Source organism: Henriciella litoralis (genome assembly GCF_002088935.1).
GTDB classification, from domain to species: Bacteria; Pseudomonadota; Alphaproteobacteria; order Caulobacterales; family Hyphomonadaceae; genus Henriciella; species Henriciella litoralis.
On the sequence record NZ_NCSS01000004.1, the window covers coordinates 622,464 to 642,032 of the forward strand.

A 19,569-nucleotide genomic window follows, 5' to 3' on the forward strand; every position below is an offset into this window, starting at 1 on the left:
GCTCCGCCTTTCCGGTCCGTCGCTTCCTCAAGAGGAAGAGGCGGGCCGGGTTCTCCGTGACGGGTTTGGAGGTCGAGAGAGAGGCTTTCGGCCAGCCCGCCCACGGAGAACTGACATGACCAAGTCTCAGAAAATCACCCTCAGCGCCTCGCGCGACATCCCCTTCAACAAGCTGGTGCTCAGCCAGTCCAATGTCCGCCGCGTCAAGGCCGGCGTCTCGATCGACGAGCTCGCCGAAGACATCGCCCGGCGCACGCTTCTGTCCTCGATCACCGTCCGGCCGGTGCTGGATGAGGACGGCGCTGAAACCGGCATGTTCGAGATCCCGGCCGGCGGACGCCGCTACCGGGCGCTCGAACTTCTGGTCAAGCAGAAGCGGCTGAACCGCACAGCGCCCGTGCCCTGCATCGTGCGCACGGACGGCCTCGCCGAAGAAGACAGTCTCGCCGAGAATGTTCAGCGTGCGCCGCTTCATCCGCTCGACCAGTTCCGCGCCTTCCAGGCGATGCGCGAGAAAGGCAAGAGCGAGGAAGAAATCGCGGCGGCCTTCTTCGTCTCGGCGAATGTCGTCAAGCAGCGGCTCAAGCTCGCCGCCATCGCGCCGTCGCTTCTCGACGCCTACGCCGAGGAGGAACTGACCCTCGACCAGCTCATGGCTTTCACGGTCAATCCCGACCATGAGCGCCAGGAACAGGTCTGGGAGTCGATCAAACGGACTTACGCGAAACAGCCCTATGAAATCCGCCGCATGCTGACCGAAGGCGCCGTGCGCGCCTCCGACCGGCGGGCGCAGTTCGTCGGGCTCGACGCCTATGAGGCGGCCGCCGGCGCTATCCTTCGCGATCTCTTCCAGTCCGATGATGGCGGTTGGCTGCAGGATGCAGGCCTGCTTGCGAAACTCGTCGATGAAAAGCTCGAAACCGATGCGGAAGCGATCCGCGCCGAGGGCTGGAAATGGATCGAGATCGGCACGGACTTTCCCTACGGCCATACCTACGGCCTGCGCCGGATCATCGGCGAGACCGAGCCGATGAGCGAGGACGAGATCGCGAGCTTCCACGCGCTGAAGGCCGAATACGACAAGCTCGAAGACGAGTACGCCGACGCCGAGGAGTTCCCGGAAGATATCGACACCCGGCTCGGCGAGATCGAAACGGCGATGGAGGCCTTGCAGGAGCGGCCCGTCCGCTTCGAGCCGGACGAAATCGCCGTGGCCGGCGTCTTCGTCAGCATCGGCCATGACGGCCGTCTGCGTGTCGAACGCGGCTATGTCCGTCCCGAGGATGAACCTTCCGTCGAATCCGACGGACAGGACGAGGTCGATGGGATGGACGCGTCTGCCGAGGAGGACGTCGACGACGTTCCGACCCCCGCCGCCAGCGACGAGGCGGAAGAGGAAGACGATGGCCTGAAGCCGCTCTCCGACCGCCTCGTCATGGAATTGACGGCGCATCGCACGCTCGCCCTTCGCGACGCGCTCGCCAACGATCCGCAGACGGCGTTCCTCGCCGCCCTGCACGCGATGACGCTCCGGCTCTTCTATCACTATCCGCTGGATAGCTGCGTCGAGATCACCCCGCACAGCGCCGGTTTCGGCGCCCAGGCGCCGGGTCTCGGCGACACGGCTTATGCGCTCAGTGTCGACGCCCGCACCGAAAACTGGCTCGCGGCACTTCCCAAGGTGCCTGAAGATCTGTGGGACGCACTGGTCGGGTTCGACAGCGACAGCCGTGAGGCGCTGTTCGCGCATTGTGTCGCCATGACGGTCAATGCCCTTCAGGAGCCCTACAATCGCCGACCGCGGGCACTCGCCCATGCCGATGTGCTGGCGGCGACGCTCGGGCTCGACATGGCGGCGGCGGGCTGGACGCCGACGGGCGAGAGCTATCTCGCACGCATCACCAAGGCCCGCATTCTGGAAGCGGTGCGCGAAGCCAAGGGCGACGGGGCGGCCGACCGCATCGCTGGTCTCAAGAAACCAGAGATGGTCGCGGCGGCCGAAGAGCTTCTCGAAGGAACCGGTTGGCTGCCCGAAGTCCTGCACATGCCGGCTCTCCCTGAGAGCGAAGCGCAATCGGCGGATAACGGCGGCGAAACGGCCATGGGCGATTCCGTCGTCATCACCGATGATGAAGCTGTCACCGGCAACGCCTTCGCCACTGCGGCCGAGTGACCGGGAGCCAAGCCCCCCAACGGCTCCCGCAGCCGCCCCTGGAGCCCGCCCACTGTGGCGGGCTCCTTCTTTTTTGCTCTCAGCATGGAGGCGCAAATGAACAGCGCTGCATCCGAAATCGCACGACGGCTCGGCCGCGAGGCGGAGGCCGTCTGCCGCCATTACCTCTCCAACGGCCGCAAGCAGGGCCGGTACTGGATCGTCGGCGACATCGAGAACACGTCCGGTCGCAGTCTCTATGTTCGCCTGACGGGACCAGCCCACGGTCCGGGCGCCGCCGGGAAATGGACAGACGCCGCCACGGGCGAACATGGCGACCTGCTAGATCTCATCGCCGGCGCCCGGCAACTTCGCACCTTCGGCGAGACGCTTGATGAGGCGCGGCTGTTCCTGAGCCTCCCACGACCCGAACCGCCAACTCGCGAACGCGTGGTCGCACCCACCGGATCGCCGGAGGCTGCACGGCGCCTCTTCTCCATGGGAAGATCTGTCGGTGGAACGCTCGCCGAGCGCTATCTTCATCGGCGCGGTCTTTCCGGGCTTGGCGACGCGCCAGCGCTGCGATTTCATCCGTGCTGCTACTATTGGCGAGAAGGTCAGCCCAAAGACACCCCACCGGAGACCTGGCCTGCATTGCTCGCCAAGGTCACGGACGGGAATGGCAATCTCACCGGCGTTCACCGCACATGGCTCGACCCGGCGACGGCTCGCAAGGCGCCCCTCGATCCATCACGCAAGGCGATGGGGAACCTGCTCGGCCATGGCGTGCGGATCGGAACTGCGAGCGACATCCTCGCTGCTGGCGAAGGGCTGGAAAGCACGCTCTCCGTGCGCATGGCCTTGCCCAACATGCCCGTCATATCCGCGTTGTCGGCCAATCATCTCGCCGCGCTGATCCTGCCGACCGGACTTCGGCGTCTCTACATTGCCGCCGACAACGACGAGGCAGGCGCCATGGCGGCGGCCAATCTGGCCGAACGCGCAGGAGCCGTCGGTGTCGAGACGATCCGGCTTTTTTCTCTTGGCGGCGACTTCAACGAAGACCTCCGCAAGCTCGGACGGGACGACCTAGGGACGCATCTGGGTCAGCAACTGGCCACGACCGACTTCTCACGGTTGCTTTCCGACGAACACTGAGCGGCCGAGCAGTCCCGTCACTGGTCTGGTCGCCATCGTCAGATCACCTCCTAATTCGAGAGCCTCGCCTTCGGCCTTCCGAGAGGAGCGAGACGGAGCGGAGACTGACCGGGCCGGCAACGGCTGCGGCAGCGCTCTTTTCCGCCGCCGGGCGTAAAGGCCCGGCTTTGCATCGCCAAACAAAAGAGCGCCGCCTTCGCCGTCCTCCGCCTCTGGCTCCGGCCGCCGTGGCGGTGCAGTCCCGGACAGCCCCCGCTTTCCCGTCGCTCGGGAAGGCCGCGAGAGGCGCGGCTCATGCCGAACAGGAGACGATCCCATGACCGCCGAGACCACCGAACCAATGGCCAGCTCCGCAACCGCGGCCGTACTCGAAGAATTGCAGCTTTATGGCTATCGGCCTTTCGCCGACGAACCCGACCCGAGACCCTTGCCCGAAGCCGACGCCCTCCAGGGTGCGATAGCCGACATCTTCGACGCGCTCGCCGCCACGCTGGAAGACACGCGTCTCGAACCGGATCTCGAAGACCTGCTCTGGTCCGTGACCAACCTGTTTCATCGCACAGCGGCCCGCGTCGACCGCGACCTGGACGACAATGAGCAGGCCCAGAAACGCTCGCAGCGCGAACAGGACGGGTCGGAAATTCGCTCGGTCGAACTTGAAGCCCTGACGGCGCAAGGAACCACGCTGATCGAGCGGCGCAACGCTTACGAGCTCATGCGCGATATCGCCGCCGACCACTTCGAGACCCATATCGGTCAGACTTGGCGACCGCACTCGGGATCACGGATCAGTCACCGGACGCTGACGGCGGCCATGATCGACAGCCGCGACTATCTCTCGGCGAAGCGGCGCGCGGAGATCGAACCCCTCCTGCCAAGCGGACCACGGGTTGCGTTCTCCGGCGGACTGGACGTCACCGACCATCGGGCGATCTGGGATGCGCTGGACCGTGTGAAGGCCAAGCACGCCGACATGGTGCTCCTGCATGGCGGATCGCCCAAAGGCGCCGAGAAGATCGCCGCGTGCTGGGCCGATAACCGCAAATGCCAGCAAATCGTCTTCAAGCCGGACTGGAAGCGCCACGGCAAGGCGGCGCCGTTCAAGCGCAACGACGCGCTTCTTGAGGCGATGCCCATCGGCCTCATCCTCTTTCCGGGGTCGGGAATTACGGACAATCTGGCAGACAAGGCCAAAAAGCTCGGCGTCCCGCTCTTCGATTTCAGGCCGAAGAACAACAAAGCGCAGGCAGCGTGATGCCTGAGATGCATCACCTGATGCGCGCGCCGGAAGGTTTCGGCGTGCGCTGCTTTGCGCTATACTTCGAAAAGCGCCGTGGCGGTTAGTGGAGGCGCTCCATCCATGAAGGAGACCGCCCATGTTTCTGTCCGCATTGCTGAGCGTTGTCGGCCTCGGCTTTCTCTGCTGGCTGTTATTCAGCCTGGCCGTCTATGCGCTTCCGTTCTTCGTCGCCGTCACTGTCGGCTACTATGCGTTTGAAAACGGCGCGGGGCCGATCGGCGCCATCGCTGTCGCACTATTCGCCGGCGCAGTCGCTCTTATCCTCGGGCAAGTCGCGTTCGCCACGATACGGTCACCGACCATCCGCCTGGCGATCGGCGCGCTCTATGCCTTGCCGGCCGGGTTGGCCGGTTTTCACGCGGTCAAGGGTCTCTCTGAGACCGGCGGCGCGGGCGAGACGTGGACCCTCATCTTCGCAAGCATCGGTGCAATCATCGTCGGCGCGACAGCATGGGTGCGCATCGCATCCCTTGCAGGACCAGAGACGCAGTCCGGCGGTGTCAATTCGCATCATGCTTGATACGCAGCCACAGACGGCTAAATCGCTCACGTCAATGGGGATTCACTCCACGGTTAAGGTTCAGATAAGTGGAAACCGGGATCGTGCTTGACACGTTCCGCAGCCACTTTCGTGCGTTGAAGGAACATGCCCAATCCGGCCCTTGGCGCGCAAGGTCAGAATGGAGCGGTCTCGTTCAAATCTATCCGGCGTGGTTTTAACTTTTTCTCTGAAACGATGTCGATCGCTCATCGCCTACGCTCGTTGCCGGCGTTTTTCGACTGTCGCGCTGGCCGGTGACGAACTTCTCCTGAGCCTCATCACCCACGCCCGACACGGCCTCTCATGGACTGATCTGGCCGGTATCGGCTGACGCCTCGACCGCCTTGGCCGCAACGGCGGAGCCGAACTTTCTTCCCCTGGGCTACGCCCATTCCTCGCGAAACAAGAAACTCCGTCTCCGCTGTCCTCCGCATACGCTCCGGGTCCTCCGGACTGCGTCGGCGGTCGTCCCGGCCTTGTCGATCTCCATCGAGGCCGCGACGGGCGCGGGCTCGAAAGCCAAAAGGAGAACTGACATGGCCACCATCGGAACCTTCAAGAAGTCCGCCAACGAGTACGTCGGCGAAATCGTCACCCTCAGCGTTCAAGCGAAGAATGTAAGGATCATCCCGGAAGAGGATCGCGCGAACGACAACGCACCCAGCCACCGCGTCTTCGTCGGCCGAGTCGAGATCGGCGCCGCCTGGTCCAAGCGCTCGAATGAGGGCCGCGACTATCTGAGCCTCAAGCTCGACGATCCGAGTTTCACCGCTCCGATCTACGCCAACCTCTTCGACGACACCGTCATCGAAGGCGAAGAGAGCTACAGCCTTATCTGGTCGCGGTCACGCCGCCAGAGCGGCGATTGACGCCCCGACAGCCCCGCCCGGTCTTCCCAGGCGGGGCTGCCATCATGCCTCTCGGCTTTTCCGCTGATCGTCCAAGAGTTCGGCCGGTTTGACGTCAAGTGCCTCGGCCACGTGCCAGAGGGTGATGATAGTGACGTTCTGCTGCCCGCGTTCCATCGCGCTTATATGAGCGCGGTCAACGCCCATCCTATCCGCCAGAGCGGCCTGGCTGAGGCCGGCTTTTTCCCTAAAATACTGAAGGTTCGCGCCAAATACTTCCCGAATATCCATCCGCCAGTAAAATGCGGGTCGCGTATTTTAATGCGACGCACTATAATACGCGGCGAACGACGCGGCCGCCACGAAGCTGCAACCAACCCGGCGACGTTTGCGCCGCCTGCGCTTGCTAGGTTATGGTTTCCAGTTCATTAATAATATGGGCCAACTTGCAAGGATTTCGCATGCCCTCGAGACAGCACAGGATCGCCGACGCGCCACCGTACGATGCGGCTGTGACGGTCTATGATCGCAATCACCTGAAGCTCTATATGCGCCTGCTCGATGCAAGTGAGGCCGGTGCAACGCTTGAAGATGTGGCGTCGCTCTTGCTCGGTATCGACGCCAACAAGGAGCCGGAACGTGCGCGCCAGGTCCACGACAGTCATCTATCCCGCGCTCGTTGGATGACCGAACAAGGCTACCGAGATCTTCTCAAGAACGGTCTTTCCGCAGGTTGATCGGCGTGCGGGCACCATGCGTAAAAGACGACGCCAGTGGCCACACAGCGCAACCGCTGGTATAAAGCGTAATATCCCGACTGACTGACGCAATTCCATGCGCCAGTTTGCGATTGGGAGGATTTCGCAATGCCGTCAGATTGGCGCGACGACAAGCAGTACGATCACTTCGATGATCTCGGTGTCTCCGGGCTCGCTTGGGAATGCCTTCGTCGGAACTCGCGCTATCGTGATGACTACGAGCTAATGCGGGAGGGCGGCGGCGCTCCAGCAGACTGGGGGTTACGATTTCGCTGTAAACCCACAGCTCAACGCACTCAGCGCTCCGATTTTCTGGCTTCCAACCGCAGCACCCGCCGTCGTTCAACTGATCGATGCTCTTCCGGACGTGGGCTTGACCTCTGCCAATCCAGCCGCGCGCATCGCATATCAGAAGATCGACGACGACGGGATTTCTTGGGTTCGGCTTAAAAACGGCGTTAATCTCGTTGGTAATTTGCTCAGTGATCGCCCCGTTGGCCTGCTACTTCCGCTAGATGACGACTGGGCAGTTCGGCTAGCCGCCGCTGATCGCCTATATCACCAACTTGTGGAGCGCGACCTGCATCCGCCTATCACGCGACAGCGACGCGAACGCCTGAAACGAGCCCTGCGAACAATCGACGGCCGCCAGCGCGGGGCCAGTTATCGCGCCGTCGCCACAGTCTTTTTTGGAGCCGCCCGCGTGTCCGCTGAGCCATGGAAGACCAGTTCGCTAAAGGCTCAAATCGCCCGCCTTGCTGCCTACGGACGAATGATGATCGATCATGGGTACAGGAATTTGCTGAAAGGGCAATCTCGGTAGGGGCAGGAAAATTGATCAGTAAATATGCTTCTCACGTCCATAATGCGCGCCTACTGGGCGATCTTATTACCGTGTCCTACACCTTAAGATTTCTAACACCAAACGATACCTCTTCACACTCCGTTCTCATGCCCCCCAAAGGGGAGTGACGTTTTCGCCGCGCGCTGATCGTCATCCCTCCCGGCGCGCATCTTACGCTTTTCTCGTCTCCGACAGTCCCGCGCTTCCCGAAGCGGGATGGCCTAACCGGAGACGCGACCCATGCCCGATCCCAATGCCGGACTTCCCCCACGCTATTTGAGAACGCCGGAAGCGGCCCATTTTCTCGGCCTTTCGGGGCGGACGCTCGAAAAACACCGGACCTATGGCACGGGGCCACGCTACTCGAAGATCGGCGGGCGCGTCGTCTACGCGATCGAGGATCTGCAAGCCTGGGTCAGCCGGGGAGAGAAGAACTCGACCTCGGACGACACGGGCGACGAGGTGTTGCCCGCCAAGCGGCATGCAGCGATCTCGCCCGCCTATGCACGGAAGGCCCGCTCATGAGCGGCGGCGCCACTGTCGAACTCGTCTGGATCGAGAAGCAGATCGAGCACTGGATTCGCTTCGGCCGGATCGTGCGGACAACGATCCAGAGCCGCAGTGGCAGCACCGTCGCTTTCGATCCCGGCGCCGTCTTCGCCTTCGTCCGCTGGCAGGCGAACGACTTCGGGACTACGGAAAGCCGGATCGACATCCTGCGTGCGCCCCGACCGGGTGAGTCCTATGCGACCGTGCCGCAGGTGACACCCGGCGGCGATAGCCTGCTGCGCCAGTCCGGCTGGCTCAAGGTCGAACGGGTTCTTCAGTTCGCCGATGCGATCGAAGCGCTCGGCATCGACCCGGCCGACGCCGCGCCGGACTATTGGCGCCACGTTCACAACAGGCTGTCAGCAGGCCTGGAGCCGCGAGGCTACACAGCCGCTCAACATCGCGCCTGGCTCCTGCGCCAAGCCTGTCCACCCGATCCACTGACATTGCGAGCCGCGTCGGCGGGGAGCGTGTCATGACCCGGTTCGGATACGTCATGACGACCTATTTCTCGGTGCTCGCGATCGGCGGACTGGCCTTCGTTCATGTGAGCCCCAAGCTGATCTGGAACGCGTCCGCAAGCGCGCCCATCGGGCTATACGCCGTTGCGTCGGACGACGATCTTGCCGTAGGCGATCTGGTCGTCGTCGATCCGCCGGAATCGCTTGCGACCTATCTCGCCGAGCGCGGCTATCTGCCCGAGGGCGTACCGCTCCTCAAGCACGTCGCTGCGCTTCCCGGACAACGTGTCTGCCGCGATGGCGCCGCTGTCGCTGTCGACGACATCCCCCTGGCGCAGGCCCAGCCGAGCGACCGCTTCGGACGCGACCTGCCCGTTTGGCAGGGCTGCCACTTCGTCGCCAAGACGGAACTCTTCCTCCTGAATCCAAGCCATCCCGACAGTCTCGACGGTCGCTATTTCGGCGCACTCCCGGCAGACGCCGTGATCGGGCGCGCCGTTCCGATCCTCACCGATGAAGACGGCGACGGCCACTATGTCTGGCGCGCCGATCACGACGCCGACGCTCTCGAAAATTCTTCCGACCGCAAATGAAAGGAACTGCCCCATGGCTCAGATCGGTCAATTCACCCGCACAGAAACCGGCTTCACCGGACGCCTTCACACGCTCATTCTCTACCGAGAACTCACCCTCGTCCCGGCAACATCGTCGGACAGCGAAAACGCGCCCGACTATCGCATCCATCACGGCGATCACGACGGACCGGAGATCGGCGCCGGCTGGAAACGCACCGGCGAGAAGGCTGGTGAATACATCTCTTTGCAGATCGACGACCCGACCTTCGCATTTCCGATCCGCGCCAATCTCTTCAAGACGGATGCGGAAGACGAGCATTGGGCGCTCCATTGGAACCGCCCCGCAAAGCGTTCCGAGAAGCGTGATGAGCCCCGCTAAGCCGTTTCGACACTGCGCGTTGGTTGCAAGGCTCGCCCTCTGCGGTCTGTTCCAAGGCGTTGTCATCTCTGACGTCGCCTATGCAGAGACCGCGCCTCTAAAGGCATCGAAAAGCAGCCGTTCCTATGCAGCCTATATCACCCAAGCCTCGCTGCGCTTCGGCATTCCGGAGCACTGGCTTGTCGCCATCATGCGCGCGGAAAGCGCCGGGGCTGCACGGGCGGAAAGCGCGAAAGGCGCGATGGGGCTGATGCAGATCATGCCCGACACCTGGGAGGAACTGCGCGCGCGTTACGGTCTGGGGCGCGATCCGTTCGATCCGCGCGACAACATTCTCGCCGGCGCCGCTTATCTGCGCGAACTGCATGACCGCTTCGGATCGCCGGGCTTTCTCGCCGCCTACAATGCGGGACCGACACGCTACGCCGAGCATCTAGCTACAGGCCGACCGTTGCCCCGAGAAACCCGCGATTATGTGGCGACGCTGATGCCGCTCCTCAGCGCGTCGGTTGCAGCAGAACGGCGAGAGCAGAGCGCAATTCTGACCGTGGATTGGCGCACGGCGCCACTCTTCGCCGCGCATGATGATCGACAATCGGCTGCTGACGAAACGCACCCAGGCAGCGGCACCGACGTTTATCCTCCGCACACATCGGGCGCCTCCGACAGCCTTTTCCCGCCACATGGAACCGGGGATCAGCGATGATCCCGCTGATCGCACTCTCGCGCAGTCCGTCGCGCGATGGCGTGTTTCCGGGAGGAAGGACGGAGACGGAAGGCGCAACAACAACGGGAGGGCGAGATAAAAGGCGCGGCACGGATGCACGCTATGTCGTTGTTGTTGTTGGGTATTTCGCCCGCTGCGGTCATGGGTACAGTGCCGCCCCACGGCTCAACCCTTTGTTTTTATGCGGGTTTCACCGTGCCGCGCGCTTTCAAGCGGGCGCTTTGTCATGAGCGACCGCGATAATGACATGCGCATCCGGCCCGGCCGTATCCGCAACAAAGGGACAAGCGCCCGGAAGGCGCAAAGCTTTGTCGGCCAGGTCATGGGCGCGGCCCGCAAGGCCGGACACACCGGATACAAGCTGAACGGTTCGAAAGGACGTCGTCGCGGATCGCAATTCGGCCGAGGCCGTTTCGCCGGCGCAGCGCGCGGACTGTCACGCACCCAGCGGCGCGTCGTCATCAAGGCGCGCGTCGTCCGTCATCGCGGCGCACGTTTCCGTTCCGCCCCGCTCGCCAAGCACATCGCCTATCTCAAGCGCGAGGGGGTGACCCGCGACGGTCGCGACGCAGGCATGTTCGGCGTTGAAGCAGACAACGTCGATGATCGCGCCTTCGCCGAACGCTGCGAAGAGGACCGGCATCATTTCCGCTTCATCGTCTCACCCGAAGACGCCGACCGCCTTGAAGACCTGCGCGCCTACACGCGCGACCTGATGAATGAGGCCGAGCGCGATCTTGGCACCAAGCTCGACTGGATCGGCGTCGATCACTGGAACACAGACAATCCGCACATCCATGTTCTCGTGCGGGGCCGCGCCGACGACGGCAAGGACCTTGTCATCGCCCGCGACTATATCAGCCGAGGGTTCCGCAGCCGCGCCGAGCAACTGGTCGAACTGGAGCTCGGGCCGCGCTCCGAGCAGGAGATCGCATCCGGACTTCAGGCTGAGGTGACAGCCGAACGATGGACGGGTCTTGACCGCGCGCTGCAAGGGCTTGCCGATGACGGCGCCGGCGTTGCCGATCTGCGTCTCGGGTCGCCGGAGCCGCGCGATCCAGAACTACGCAAATTGCTGATCGGCCGCGCGCAGACGCTCGAACGGCTCGGCCTCGCCGACAAGCTCGCCCCCACCGTGTGGTCGCTGAAGCCCGGCGCCCAACAGACGTTGCGCGAACTTTCCATCCGGGGCGACATCATCAAGACCATGCATCGCGCCATGGCGGGCGGACCCGATCGCGCGCAAGCGGACTTCGCCATTGAAGACACGCCTCACGCCCCGGTGCTGGGAAGACTCGTCGAACGTGGCCTCCATGACGAGCTGAGCGGTGAAGCCTATGCCGTGATCGACGCGGTGGACGGCCGCGTCCATCATCTGCGCTTCAACGATCTCGACGCCACGGGCGACACGCCCGAAGGCGGCATTGTCGAAACGCGTGTCTGGCGTTCGAACGATGGCGGTGGTCAGCGCATGGCCCTCGTCGGCCGCTCCGATCTCAACCTCGAAACCCAGATCGGTGCGAACGGCGCGACCTGGCTCGACCGAGTGCAACTGGCAAAGGAACGCGCGCCGCTCAGCATGGGCGGCTTCGGCGCCGAGGTCCGCGGGGCACTGGACCGGCGTGGCAATCATCTCGTCGCCGAAGGACTGGCGATCAGAAACGGCCGGCGCATCACCTTCGCCGGCGATCTTCTGAAAACGCTGCGCGACCGAGAACTCGACACGGCGGCGGCGGCTATCGAGGCCGAGACCGGCTTGCCTCGCCGCAAGCCCGTCGATGGTGATCGCATCTCCGGCACCTATCGCCAGCGGCTCGATCTCGCCTCGGGTCGCTTCGCCATGGTCGATGACGGTCTCGGCTTCGAACTCGTCCCGTGGAAACCCCAGCTCGAACGCCATCTCGGCCAGACCGTGATGGGAACGATGACGCCGGGCGGCGGGATCGACTGGAGCCTTGGCCGCAAGCGCGGGCTTGGCGTCTGAGCATTGCCCCGGAAGGAAAAGACATGCCGATCAAGACACAGCCAACACAGGCCACCAAAATCCTCTGGGGCCAGATCATCATCGTCTCGCTCGTTGTGGTCGGTTTCATCTGGACCGCAACACAGTGGACCGCATGGCGGCTCGGCTTTCAGCCTCAGCTCGGCGCGCCGACGACGGACATTCTCGGATGGCCGATCTATCCGCCCTGGAGCTTCTTCGTCTGGTGGTATTTCTACGACGCCTATGCGCCGCGTGTGTTCGTCGAAGGCGCGATCATTGCCGGCAGCGGCGGGATCGCCGCGATCGGTGTCGCGATTTTCCTCTCCGTCCTCCGGGCTCGCGAGGCGCGCGACGTAACCACCTACGGCTCAGCCCGATGGGCGGAGCGGAAGGACGTTGAATCGTCCGGGTTGCTTGCCGCGGACGGCGTCGTGCTTGGCCGCTTCGAGAACCACTACCTCCGGCATGACGGCCCGGAGCATGTGCTCTGCTTCGCGCCAACCCGCTCGGGCAAGGGCGTCGGCCTCGTCGTCCCGAGTCTCCTGACCTGGCCGGGCTCGGCCATCGTCCATGACATCAAGGGAGAGAATTGGCTGCTCACCGCCGGGTGGCGGGCGCGGTTCACCCGCACCATCCTGTTCGATCCGACCGACGCGAAGAGCGCGGCCTACAATCCACTGCTCGAAGTCCGGCGCGGCGACAGCGAAGTACGCGACGTCCAGAACGTCGCCGACATCCTCGTCGATCCGGAAGGTCTGCTCGAACGCCGGAACCATTGGGAGAAGACTAGCCATTCGCTGCTCGTCGGCGCGATCCTCCATGTCCTCTACGCCGAGGCGGACAAGACGCTCGCCGGCGTCGCCGCCTTCCTCTCTGATCCGGGCCGGCCGATCGAGGCGACGCTCGCGGCGATGATGCGCACACCGCATCTTGGCGACCGGCCGCATCCGGTCGTGGCGCAGGTGGCGCGCGAACTCCTCAACAAATCGGAAAACGAACGCTCCGGTGTTCTGTCTACGGCGATGAGTTTTCTGGGCCTCTATCGCGATCCCGTCGTCGCCAGGGTCACGAGCCGCTGCGACTGGCGGATCAAGGATCTGGTCTCTGGCGCGCGGCCGACCACGCTCTATCTCGTCGTGCCGCCCTCCGACATCAGCCGCACAAAGCCGCTCGTCCGGCTTGTGCTGAACCAGATCGGACGTAGGCTGACAGAAGAGTTGAACGCCAATCGCAAGCGCCATCGCCTGTTGCTGATGCTCGACGAATTTCCGGCGCTCGGGCGGCTCGACTTCTTCGAGAGCCAGCTCGCCTTCATGGCGGGCTACGGTCTGAAAGCCTTCCTGATCGCGCAATCCCTCAATCAGATAGAGAAGGCTTATGGGCAGAACAACGCCATCCTTGACAACTGCCATGTGCGGGTCAGTTTCGCGACCAATGACGAGCGCACCGCCAAGCGCGTGTCCGACGCCCTCGGCACGGCGACCGAGATGCGGGCGATGAAGAACTATGCCGGACACAGATTGTCGCCCTGGCTCGGCCATCTCATGGTCTCCCGGCAAGAGACCGCACGGCCTTTGATGACGCCTGGCGAGATCATGCAATTGCCGCCGGATGATGAAATCGTGCTCGTCTCCGGCGCGCCGCCGATCCGGGGGAAGAAGGCGCGCTACTATGCCGACCCGCAGCTGAATACACGCATCCTGTCGCCGCCGCAGCTGACTGCAGACCCTTCCGTGCCCGATAAACCGCAAACGGATGATTGGAGCGACCGGGCGCCCATAGCTACCCCCAAGCCAAGGAAGAAGGCCACCAGAGATGCGGGCGAAGACACCGACGGCGGCATCCGCCGCGAGCCGGACCTGCCCGAACATGAAGACATCGCACCGGAACCGGCGCCGTCCGCACGGGAAGAGTTTGCAGGCCTGGACGACGAACCGGATGACGATGCGCAACGCGCTCGCCAGATGCAGGGCCGGTTCAAAAGCATTGCGCGCCAAGCTTCGCTCGATGCCGATGATGGCATCGAGCTCTGAGGTCCGCCATGAAGAAAGATCGACAGAATGTGTATTTCGATCCGTCGCTGTCAGCCGAACTCGACGCTTTAGCGGCGCGGCGCAATGTGTCGAAATCTCAGATCGTCGAAGCGGCGCTGGCCTCCTATCTCTCACCTGACGCCGCCGATCAGCGCGAGGCTGCGATCACGCGACGCCTTGACCGTCTGACTCGCGTTGTCGAACGGCTCGAACGCGACGTGACGATCGGCAATGAGGCGCTTGCTCTGTTCGTCCGGTTCTGGCTCACGACGACTCCGCCATTGCCAGATACGATGCGCGATGCCGCGCAGGCGAAAGGCCGCGAGCGGTATGAAGGCTTTGTGGAGACCCTCGGAAGGCGGCTGGCGAAGGGGAGCACCTTCGCCAAAGAAGTTTCGCAAGACATCGCAAGTGGCAATTCGGAGTAATGAGCGCCGTAAACCCTGTTAGCACGTTCTCAAGGCCATTGATCAATGGTCATCCTCCAATGTCTCTTCAACTTCGCCGCAACCCAAGTGGTCAGAAGTAGCCGCCTCCAGCATCTAACGCCTTTCTTTGAAGTCGTCGATATCCTCGTAGTGCAGCCCCAATGAATAGCCCCTAGATTTGTAGACGTCTTCTTCCCTGAATTTGAGGCCAGGAGGCGGTGAAGGGTACGGGTAATTTCAGCGAGGAGTTCAAGCGGGATGCAGTGACGCAGATCACTGAGCGGGTCGTCGACACGGCTGAAACAGGCAGCAAAGATTACATCATTTGGGATGATAAGCTCCCGGAGCTTAGTCTGAGCGTCTTCGTATCCGGGATAAGAAGCCATCGCGGTTGAGGCTTTTCGGTATTAAGTGCGCGGGGAGGCTACTTCATGAGCGTTTGAACTCCAGGCCTTCGGGACTGGAAAAACAGCTGAATTATCCATCGTAGTGAATGTGTTCGCCATGAGTTGAGACAACCCGATACATGGCGCACTGAAGCCCTGTTCAGCGGTGTCGGGGGCTGGTCTACTTATTCTCCCAGAGGCGCAGGACACTCAGGAGTGCGGTCACGAAAGCCAATGGCTGATCGAGCATCAAATGATGGCGTGCTTCAGGAACGGCGATGATAGGAATGTCACCGCCCCCTAGCTCACGGATGTAGTCAGCCGAATCCTTGGTAAAGAGCTGGCTCTTGGCACCATGAACAATGGTCTTGCGACCCGGCGTATTCACGAGTCGCTGGCCGATCGTAAGCCATTCTTCCGACTTATTGCTTTGCCGGAATACCTCGGGTGTAAATTTCCATGTCCAGTTGTCGCCGTCGAGCCGCATAGAGTGATAGGCCATGTAATCTAGGAGGAAAGGCTCGCCAACCGGCTGGGGCGGGGCAAGGACGTATCTTTTGCGTGCCTCTTCATAGGTCGCATAGGACCGATTGGGCTTGTCAGGATCACCTGACCCCGGGCTGGAACGGCGTTGGTTCCAGTATTGCTCTAGGAGCTCGGCGCGCATGACCATGAGATCACAAATTACGAGGCCGGAGAAGTGATCGGGCGATTTCGTCACGGCAGTGAGCGCTGCGCCGGAACCGAAACTGTGCGCGACGATGGTGGGTTTGTGGCCATCTGCAAACAGATTGAGCGCCTCGGCAATCTCAACAAATTCGCGCCCTCTCGCTTCTGGATCGGCCTGCCCACGCATCTCCGAGTCGCCCATGCCGGCGAGATCGAACGCGACAACGTCATAGTCTTCGGCGAGGAATGGGGCGATGAAGGCAAAGCAGCGCGCGTGGGAGAGAAAGCCATGTGTCATAAGCACTTTCGGCTTGCTGCGGTCGCCCCAGCGAAAGTAATGCACTTTCGCATTGTCGATCTCCACATAACCTTCCTCGCGCGGCACTTTCAGGGCCGACACAAACCACTCCGGCAGATGCGAACCATCGCCAGCCCAGACGGGGCTGATATCGTCGGGAAAATTTGTCACTTTCGTCAATATATTCATTCCATCATCTGTTCATTGCTGGTTTGTTTGTCGATGATGAAGCCGCGATACCCATCGCTCGCTACATCTTCGCAGAGTACGACATATCCAGACACGCTTGGAAAGTTGATCAGCTGACGCTTCCTGCCGGGGATATTTGCGCCCATGTACCAGGAATTCGCTTCGGGAAACAGTGTCATGGCGCCAGCCTGTGCCACCATTTTTGTCCACCCCGCTTCTGCGGTCGCACTGGGTTCGAATTGATGACTGTCATTGTCCCGCATCCAGACAAGAAAGTCGCAAATCCAGTCACCCTGTATCTCTGCGCTGGTTGGGCCGTTCGAGAAACCCGACGGGCTAAGTGGACCATATGCAAACAGCATGTTTGGAAAGTCTGCTATCGCCATGCCGAGATAGGCGCGTAACCCGTCTTCCCAAGCTTGTGAAACAGACAGGCCGTTCGTCCCTATGATGTTCATATCGACCATGCCGCCGCGCCCGGCATCGAAACCAGTGGCGTAAACGATGAGGTCGCATTCCACCTCGCCGTCAGCGGTCTCTATCGCGTGCGGTTTGATCCGGGTGATGGGGGTTGCCTTCAGATCGACCAGATCGACATTATCCTGCGCGAAAATCTCGTAATAACACTGCTCGAGCGAAGGTCTCTTCGTGCCGAATGGATGGGGTGGTTCGGAAGGCGCGAGCTGTTCAACAAGATTGGGATCGGAGATCCTAGCGCGAACCTTGTCTCGCCAGAAATCATAGGCGTAGCGGTTCGCCTCGCGATTGATTAGCAGGTCGGAGAAGTTGTGATACCAGAACCTGAGGCCGCCTTTCTGCCACAGATATTGGAAGTGTGCGGTGCGCTCATTCTCGTCAACTTCGAGCGCCGAAACGTCCAGCGATTGAGATTCGAACCCTCCGCTGGTCTGCTTGCGCGTTTCGAAGATAGCAGCATAATCCTGCTTGTCGCGTTCTTGATCTTCCTTTGATAGCTTTTGCTGCCGCATGGGCAGCGCCAGGATTGGTGTTCTTTGAAATAGGGTCAGCTTCGATGCGGACTTCGCGGCTTCCTGCGCGACTTGCACACCGCTTGCCCCGGTGCCGATCAAGGCAATCTTGCGTCCGCTGAGATCGCCCCCCTGTTGTGGCCAGCGCGCCGTGTGAAACCATTCGCCTTCGAAATCCTCAATGCCGGGAAAATCAGGGATATGCGGCTTTGATGCGAAACCAATAGCGGGCAAGAGGAACCGTGTCGTAACAGTTTCCTCTCCGTTGAGTTGCAGGCGCCATTGCTGCGCCTCTTGCTCATAATTCGCGCCTGTGACCCGTGACCCCATGCGCATCATGGGCCACAGCTTGAGTGTATCACAAACATGCTGGAAATACGCTCTTAGCTCTTTCCAGCCGGGAAATCGTTCGCTCCATGTCCATGATTTCCACACTTCAGGTATTGAGTACTCGTAGATCGGCACCTGCGAATCCACTCGTGCGCCCGGATAGCAATTCCAATACCAGATACCGCCCGGCTCGGCCGCAGCATCCACCAGCAACACGTTGAACCCGGCGTTACGTAACTTGTGTAACAGGTAGATCCCGCTGAAGCCGGCACCGACGATTACGGCGTCGTAATCAGGAGAAGCCCGCTTGCTCATGACGCGACCGTCAAACGCTCGGCGATTGCTTTTGCTGTTGCATAGTCGGCCTTGCCGTTGGATGCGCGCAGAGCTGTTTCCGTTGGATGGATGGCCTTTGGCGTTTTGTAGCCGGCCAATTGCTGACGAACATGGTCTTTGACGCCTTGCTCGTCGAATGCAGCGTCGCCACTCAGGTGCACGACGGCGGTGACGGCCTGGCCCCATTTTTCACTCGGCACGCCCACGACCAGCGCGTCAGCGATGGCGGGATGGGTCTTGAGGACTTCCTCGACCTCTTCCGGATAGACCTTTTCACCAGCCGTGTTGATGCACACGCTGCCACGGCCCAGCAGGGTCAGGCTGCCATCGGCTTCGACCGTGCACCAGTCGCCTGGAATCGAATAGCGCACCCCGTCGATAGTACGGAAGGTTTTGGCGGACTTTTCGGGATCCTTGTAATATCCCGCCGGGATTGCGCCCTTGCGAGCGATATATCCCGGTACGCCGCTGCCCGGCGTTACTTTCTGGTCGTTTTCATCGAAGACATCGCAGAATTCACCGATCCCGAATTTCGCGGTGTTCGTGCCCCCCTCTGCGGTTGTGACGGAGAGGCCGAAGCCGAGCCCTTCGGAAGCGCCAAAACTGTCCATCAGCACCACTTGGGGGATATGCTTGCACAGGCCAGCCTTGACCTCTTTGCTCCACATCACGCCGGATGAAACAATGGAGACAAGGCTGCTCGTGTCCCAGCGACCGGGATTATCGTTCAGCGCCTGCAGCATCGGTTTGGCAAAAGCGTCGCCCACAATTGAGATGCTTTCCACCTTGTGCGTATCAACCGTCTCCCACAATTCAAGCGCATCGAAAGATGGGTCCGACAGAGTCACGATGGCACCGCCCGACATGAGCGTGCCGATCGCAGTGATGAAGCCTGTCCCGTGCATTAACGGGCAGGAGGGAAGTGTACGTCTGCCAGGCCCTTGACTGGTGATTAGGGCGACGTTTTCCTCGACTGTTTGCGGAACGGGGCCGAGCAGCTTCTGGGCGTCCAGTTGCGCCTTGCGCATATCGTCGTGACGCCACATCACGCCCTTGGGCATCCCTGTCGTGCCGCCGGTATAAATGAAGAGCAAATCGTCAGGCGAGCGCGTGATGCCGAGCGCTGATCCATCACCTTCCTGCGCGAGAATTTCATAAGGGATCGCAAAAGGTGCGATTTGCGAAGCATCGCCAATTTCAACGAAGGTGTGAACCTTTCCGAGCCGGTCCTTGAGTTCGACGATACAGTCACGGAACTCCGAACTATAAATAATCACCTCGCTGTCAGAATCATCAAAAATGTAAAAAACTTCTTCGGGGCGATAGCGGTAATTGATGTTCACGTGAGTCAACCGCCCCTTAAAGCAGGCCGCCATCAGCTCACCATATTCAGGGCGGTTGCGCATGTAGAAAGCCACCTTGGCGCCGTCGCTAGCTCCGCGTTGTCGCAACGCGCGCGCGACATTGTTCGAGCGCGCAGACATTTCGGGCCAAGTGATGATCCGGTCGCCGTGTATCAAGGCCGGAGCGTCTTGAGGCATGGCGGGCTCGATTGCGTCGAGAATGTCGCCGAGATTCCATTCGATCATGTTGCTTGATTCCTTCAAGACTGGGCCGCAAATCTCGCAGCCGTAT

The 19,569-nt window shown here is 61.6% G+C and carries 20 protein-coding genes; 16 read left to right on the top strand and 4 right to left on the bottom strand.

Features of this window, described 5'->3' with window-relative positions:
- The first annotated feature begins 115 nt into the window (after positions 1-115).
- The 5 genes from B8783_RS03045 to B8783_RS03065 all read left to right on the top strand — a co-directional run bounded on the left by B8783_RS03045 (position 116) and on the right by B8783_RS03065 (position 6,020).
- Complete coding sequence (locus B8783_RS03045; protein WP_084418287.1) at positions 116-2,173, top strand: ParB/RepB/Spo0J family partition protein; 2,058 nt, start codon at positions 116-118, stop codon at positions 2,171-2,173.
- Between the two features lie 96 nt (positions 2,174-2,269).
- Positions 2,270-3,310: a DUF7146 domain-containing protein gene (locus tag B8783_RS03050; protein ID WP_084418288.1), complete on the top strand. Its 1,041-nt coding sequence runs from the start codon at positions 2,270-2,272 to the stop codon at positions 3,308-3,310.
- 316 nt (positions 3,311-3,626) lie between these two features.
- Positions 3,627-4,565: a DUF2493 domain-containing protein gene (locus B8783_RS03055; RefSeq protein ID WP_009802165.1), complete on the top strand. Its 939-nt coding sequence runs from the start codon at positions 3,627-3,629 to the stop codon at positions 4,563-4,565.
- Between the two features lie 121 nt (positions 4,566-4,686).
- Positions 4,687-5,130, top strand: a complete 444-nt coding sequence (locus B8783_RS03060) for a hypothetical protein (protein ID WP_009802164.1) — start codon at positions 4,687-4,689, stop codon at positions 5,128-5,130.
- 557 nt (positions 5,131-5,687) lie between these two features.
- A complete protein-coding gene (locus B8783_RS03065) occupies positions 5,688-6,020 on the top strand; it encodes a DUF736 domain-containing protein (protein WP_009802162.1) in 333 nt (110 codons plus the stop codon).
- Between the two features lie 42 nt (positions 6,021-6,062).
- Here the strand turns inward: B8783_RS03065 and B8783_RS03070 are convergent, their stop codons facing one another.
- On the bottom strand, positions 6,063-6,290 hold the full coding sequence (locus tag B8783_RS03070; RefSeq protein ID WP_009802161.1) for a helix-turn-helix domain-containing protein: 228 nt from the start codon (positions 6,288-6,290) through the stop codon (positions 6,063-6,065).
- Between the two features lie 170 nt (positions 6,291-6,460).
- Between B8783_RS03070 and B8783_RS03075 the strand changes: the two genes are divergently transcribed.
- From B8783_RS03075 to B8783_RS03120, 11 genes are all read left to right on the top strand, one after another.
- Positions 6,461-6,736, top strand: coding sequence for a DNA -binding domain-containing protein (locus B8783_RS03075; RefSeq protein WP_084418289.1), 276 nt, complete (start codon positions 6,461-6,463; stop codon positions 6,734-6,736).
- Between the two features lie 129 nt (positions 6,737-6,865).
- Positions 6,866-7,207, top strand: coding sequence for a transcriptional regulator domain-containing protein (locus tag B8783_RS18815; protein ID WP_366080137.1), 342 nt, complete (start codon positions 6,866-6,868; stop codon positions 7,205-7,207).
- Positions 7,125-7,580 (top strand): DUF2285 domain-containing protein, encoded by a 456-nt coding sequence (locus B8783_RS18820; RefSeq protein ID WP_367187592.1) that lies wholly within the window; start codon positions 7,125-7,127, stop codon positions 7,578-7,580. The genes B8783_RS18815 and B8783_RS18820 overlap by 83 nt, the downstream gene beginning before the upstream one ends.
- A gap of 261 nt (positions 7,581-7,841) precedes the next feature.
- Positions 7,842-8,126 carry a helix-turn-helix transcriptional regulator gene (locus B8783_RS03085; RefSeq protein WP_009802159.1) on the top strand — a complete coding sequence of 95 codons (285 nt, stop codon included), beginning with the start codon at positions 7,842-7,844 and terminating at the stop codon, positions 8,124-8,126.
- Positions 8,123-8,629, top strand: a complete 507-nt coding sequence (locus B8783_RS03090) for a DUF2840 domain-containing protein (RefSeq protein WP_009802158.1) — start codon at positions 8,123-8,125, stop codon at positions 8,627-8,629. Before B8783_RS03085 ends, B8783_RS03090 begins: the two co-directional genes overlap by 4 nt.
- Positions 8,626-9,204: a S26 family signal peptidase gene (locus tag B8783_RS03095; RefSeq protein ID WP_009802157.1), complete on the top strand. Its 579-nt coding sequence runs from the start codon at positions 8,626-8,628 to the stop codon at positions 9,202-9,204. The genes B8783_RS03090 and B8783_RS03095 overlap by 4 nt, the downstream gene beginning before the upstream one ends.
- Positions 9,205-9,217: 13 nt before the next feature.
- Positions 9,218-9,565, top strand: coding sequence for a DUF736 domain-containing protein (locus B8783_RS03100; protein WP_084418290.1), 348 nt, complete (start codon positions 9,218-9,220; stop codon positions 9,563-9,565).
- On the top strand, positions 9,552-10,271 hold the full coding sequence (locus tag B8783_RS03105) for a lytic transglycosylase domain-containing protein (protein ID WP_084418291.1): 720 nt from the start codon (positions 9,552-9,554) through the stop codon (positions 10,269-10,271). The genes B8783_RS03100 and B8783_RS03105 overlap by 14 nt, the downstream gene beginning before the upstream one ends.
- 247 nt (positions 10,272-10,518) lie before the next feature.
- Complete coding sequence (locus B8783_RS03110) at positions 10,519-12,276, top strand: relaxase/mobilization nuclease domain-containing protein (protein WP_084418292.1); 1,758 nt, start codon at positions 10,519-10,521, stop codon at positions 12,274-12,276.
- 23 nt (positions 12,277-12,299) lie between these two features.
- Positions 12,300-14,309, top strand: coding sequence for a conjugal transfer protein TraG (locus tag B8783_RS03115; RefSeq protein WP_084418293.1), 2,010 nt, complete (start codon positions 12,300-12,302; stop codon positions 14,307-14,309).
- An 8-nt stretch (positions 14,310-14,317) separates the two neighbouring features.
- On the top strand, positions 14,318-14,737 hold the full coding sequence (locus B8783_RS03120) for a ribbon-helix-helix domain-containing protein (RefSeq protein ID WP_084418294.1): 420 nt from the start codon (positions 14,318-14,320) through the stop codon (positions 14,735-14,737).
- 567 nt (positions 14,738-15,304) lie between these two features.
- Here the strand turns inward: B8783_RS03120 and B8783_RS03125 are convergent.
- The 3 genes from B8783_RS03125 to B8783_RS03135 are packed head-to-tail and all read right to left on the bottom strand — an operon-like array spanning position 15,305 to position 19,523.
- Positions 15,305-16,279: an alpha/beta fold hydrolase gene (locus tag B8783_RS03125; protein ID WP_084418295.1), complete on the bottom strand. Its 975-nt coding sequence runs from the start codon at positions 16,277-16,279 to the stop codon at positions 15,305-15,307.
- On the bottom strand, positions 16,276-17,913 hold the full coding sequence (locus B8783_RS03130) for a flavin-containing monooxygenase (RefSeq protein WP_084418296.1): 1,638 nt from the start codon (positions 17,911-17,913) through the stop codon (positions 16,276-16,278). Before B8783_RS03130 ends, B8783_RS03125 begins: the two co-directional genes overlap by 4 nt.
- Complete coding sequence (locus tag B8783_RS03135; protein WP_084418297.1) at positions 17,910-19,523, bottom strand: acyl-CoA synthetase; 1,614 nt, start codon at positions 19,521-19,523, stop codon at positions 17,910-17,912. The genes B8783_RS03130 and B8783_RS03135 overlap by 4 nt, the downstream gene beginning before the upstream one ends.
- Between the last annotated feature and the right edge of the window lie 46 nt (positions 19,524-19,569).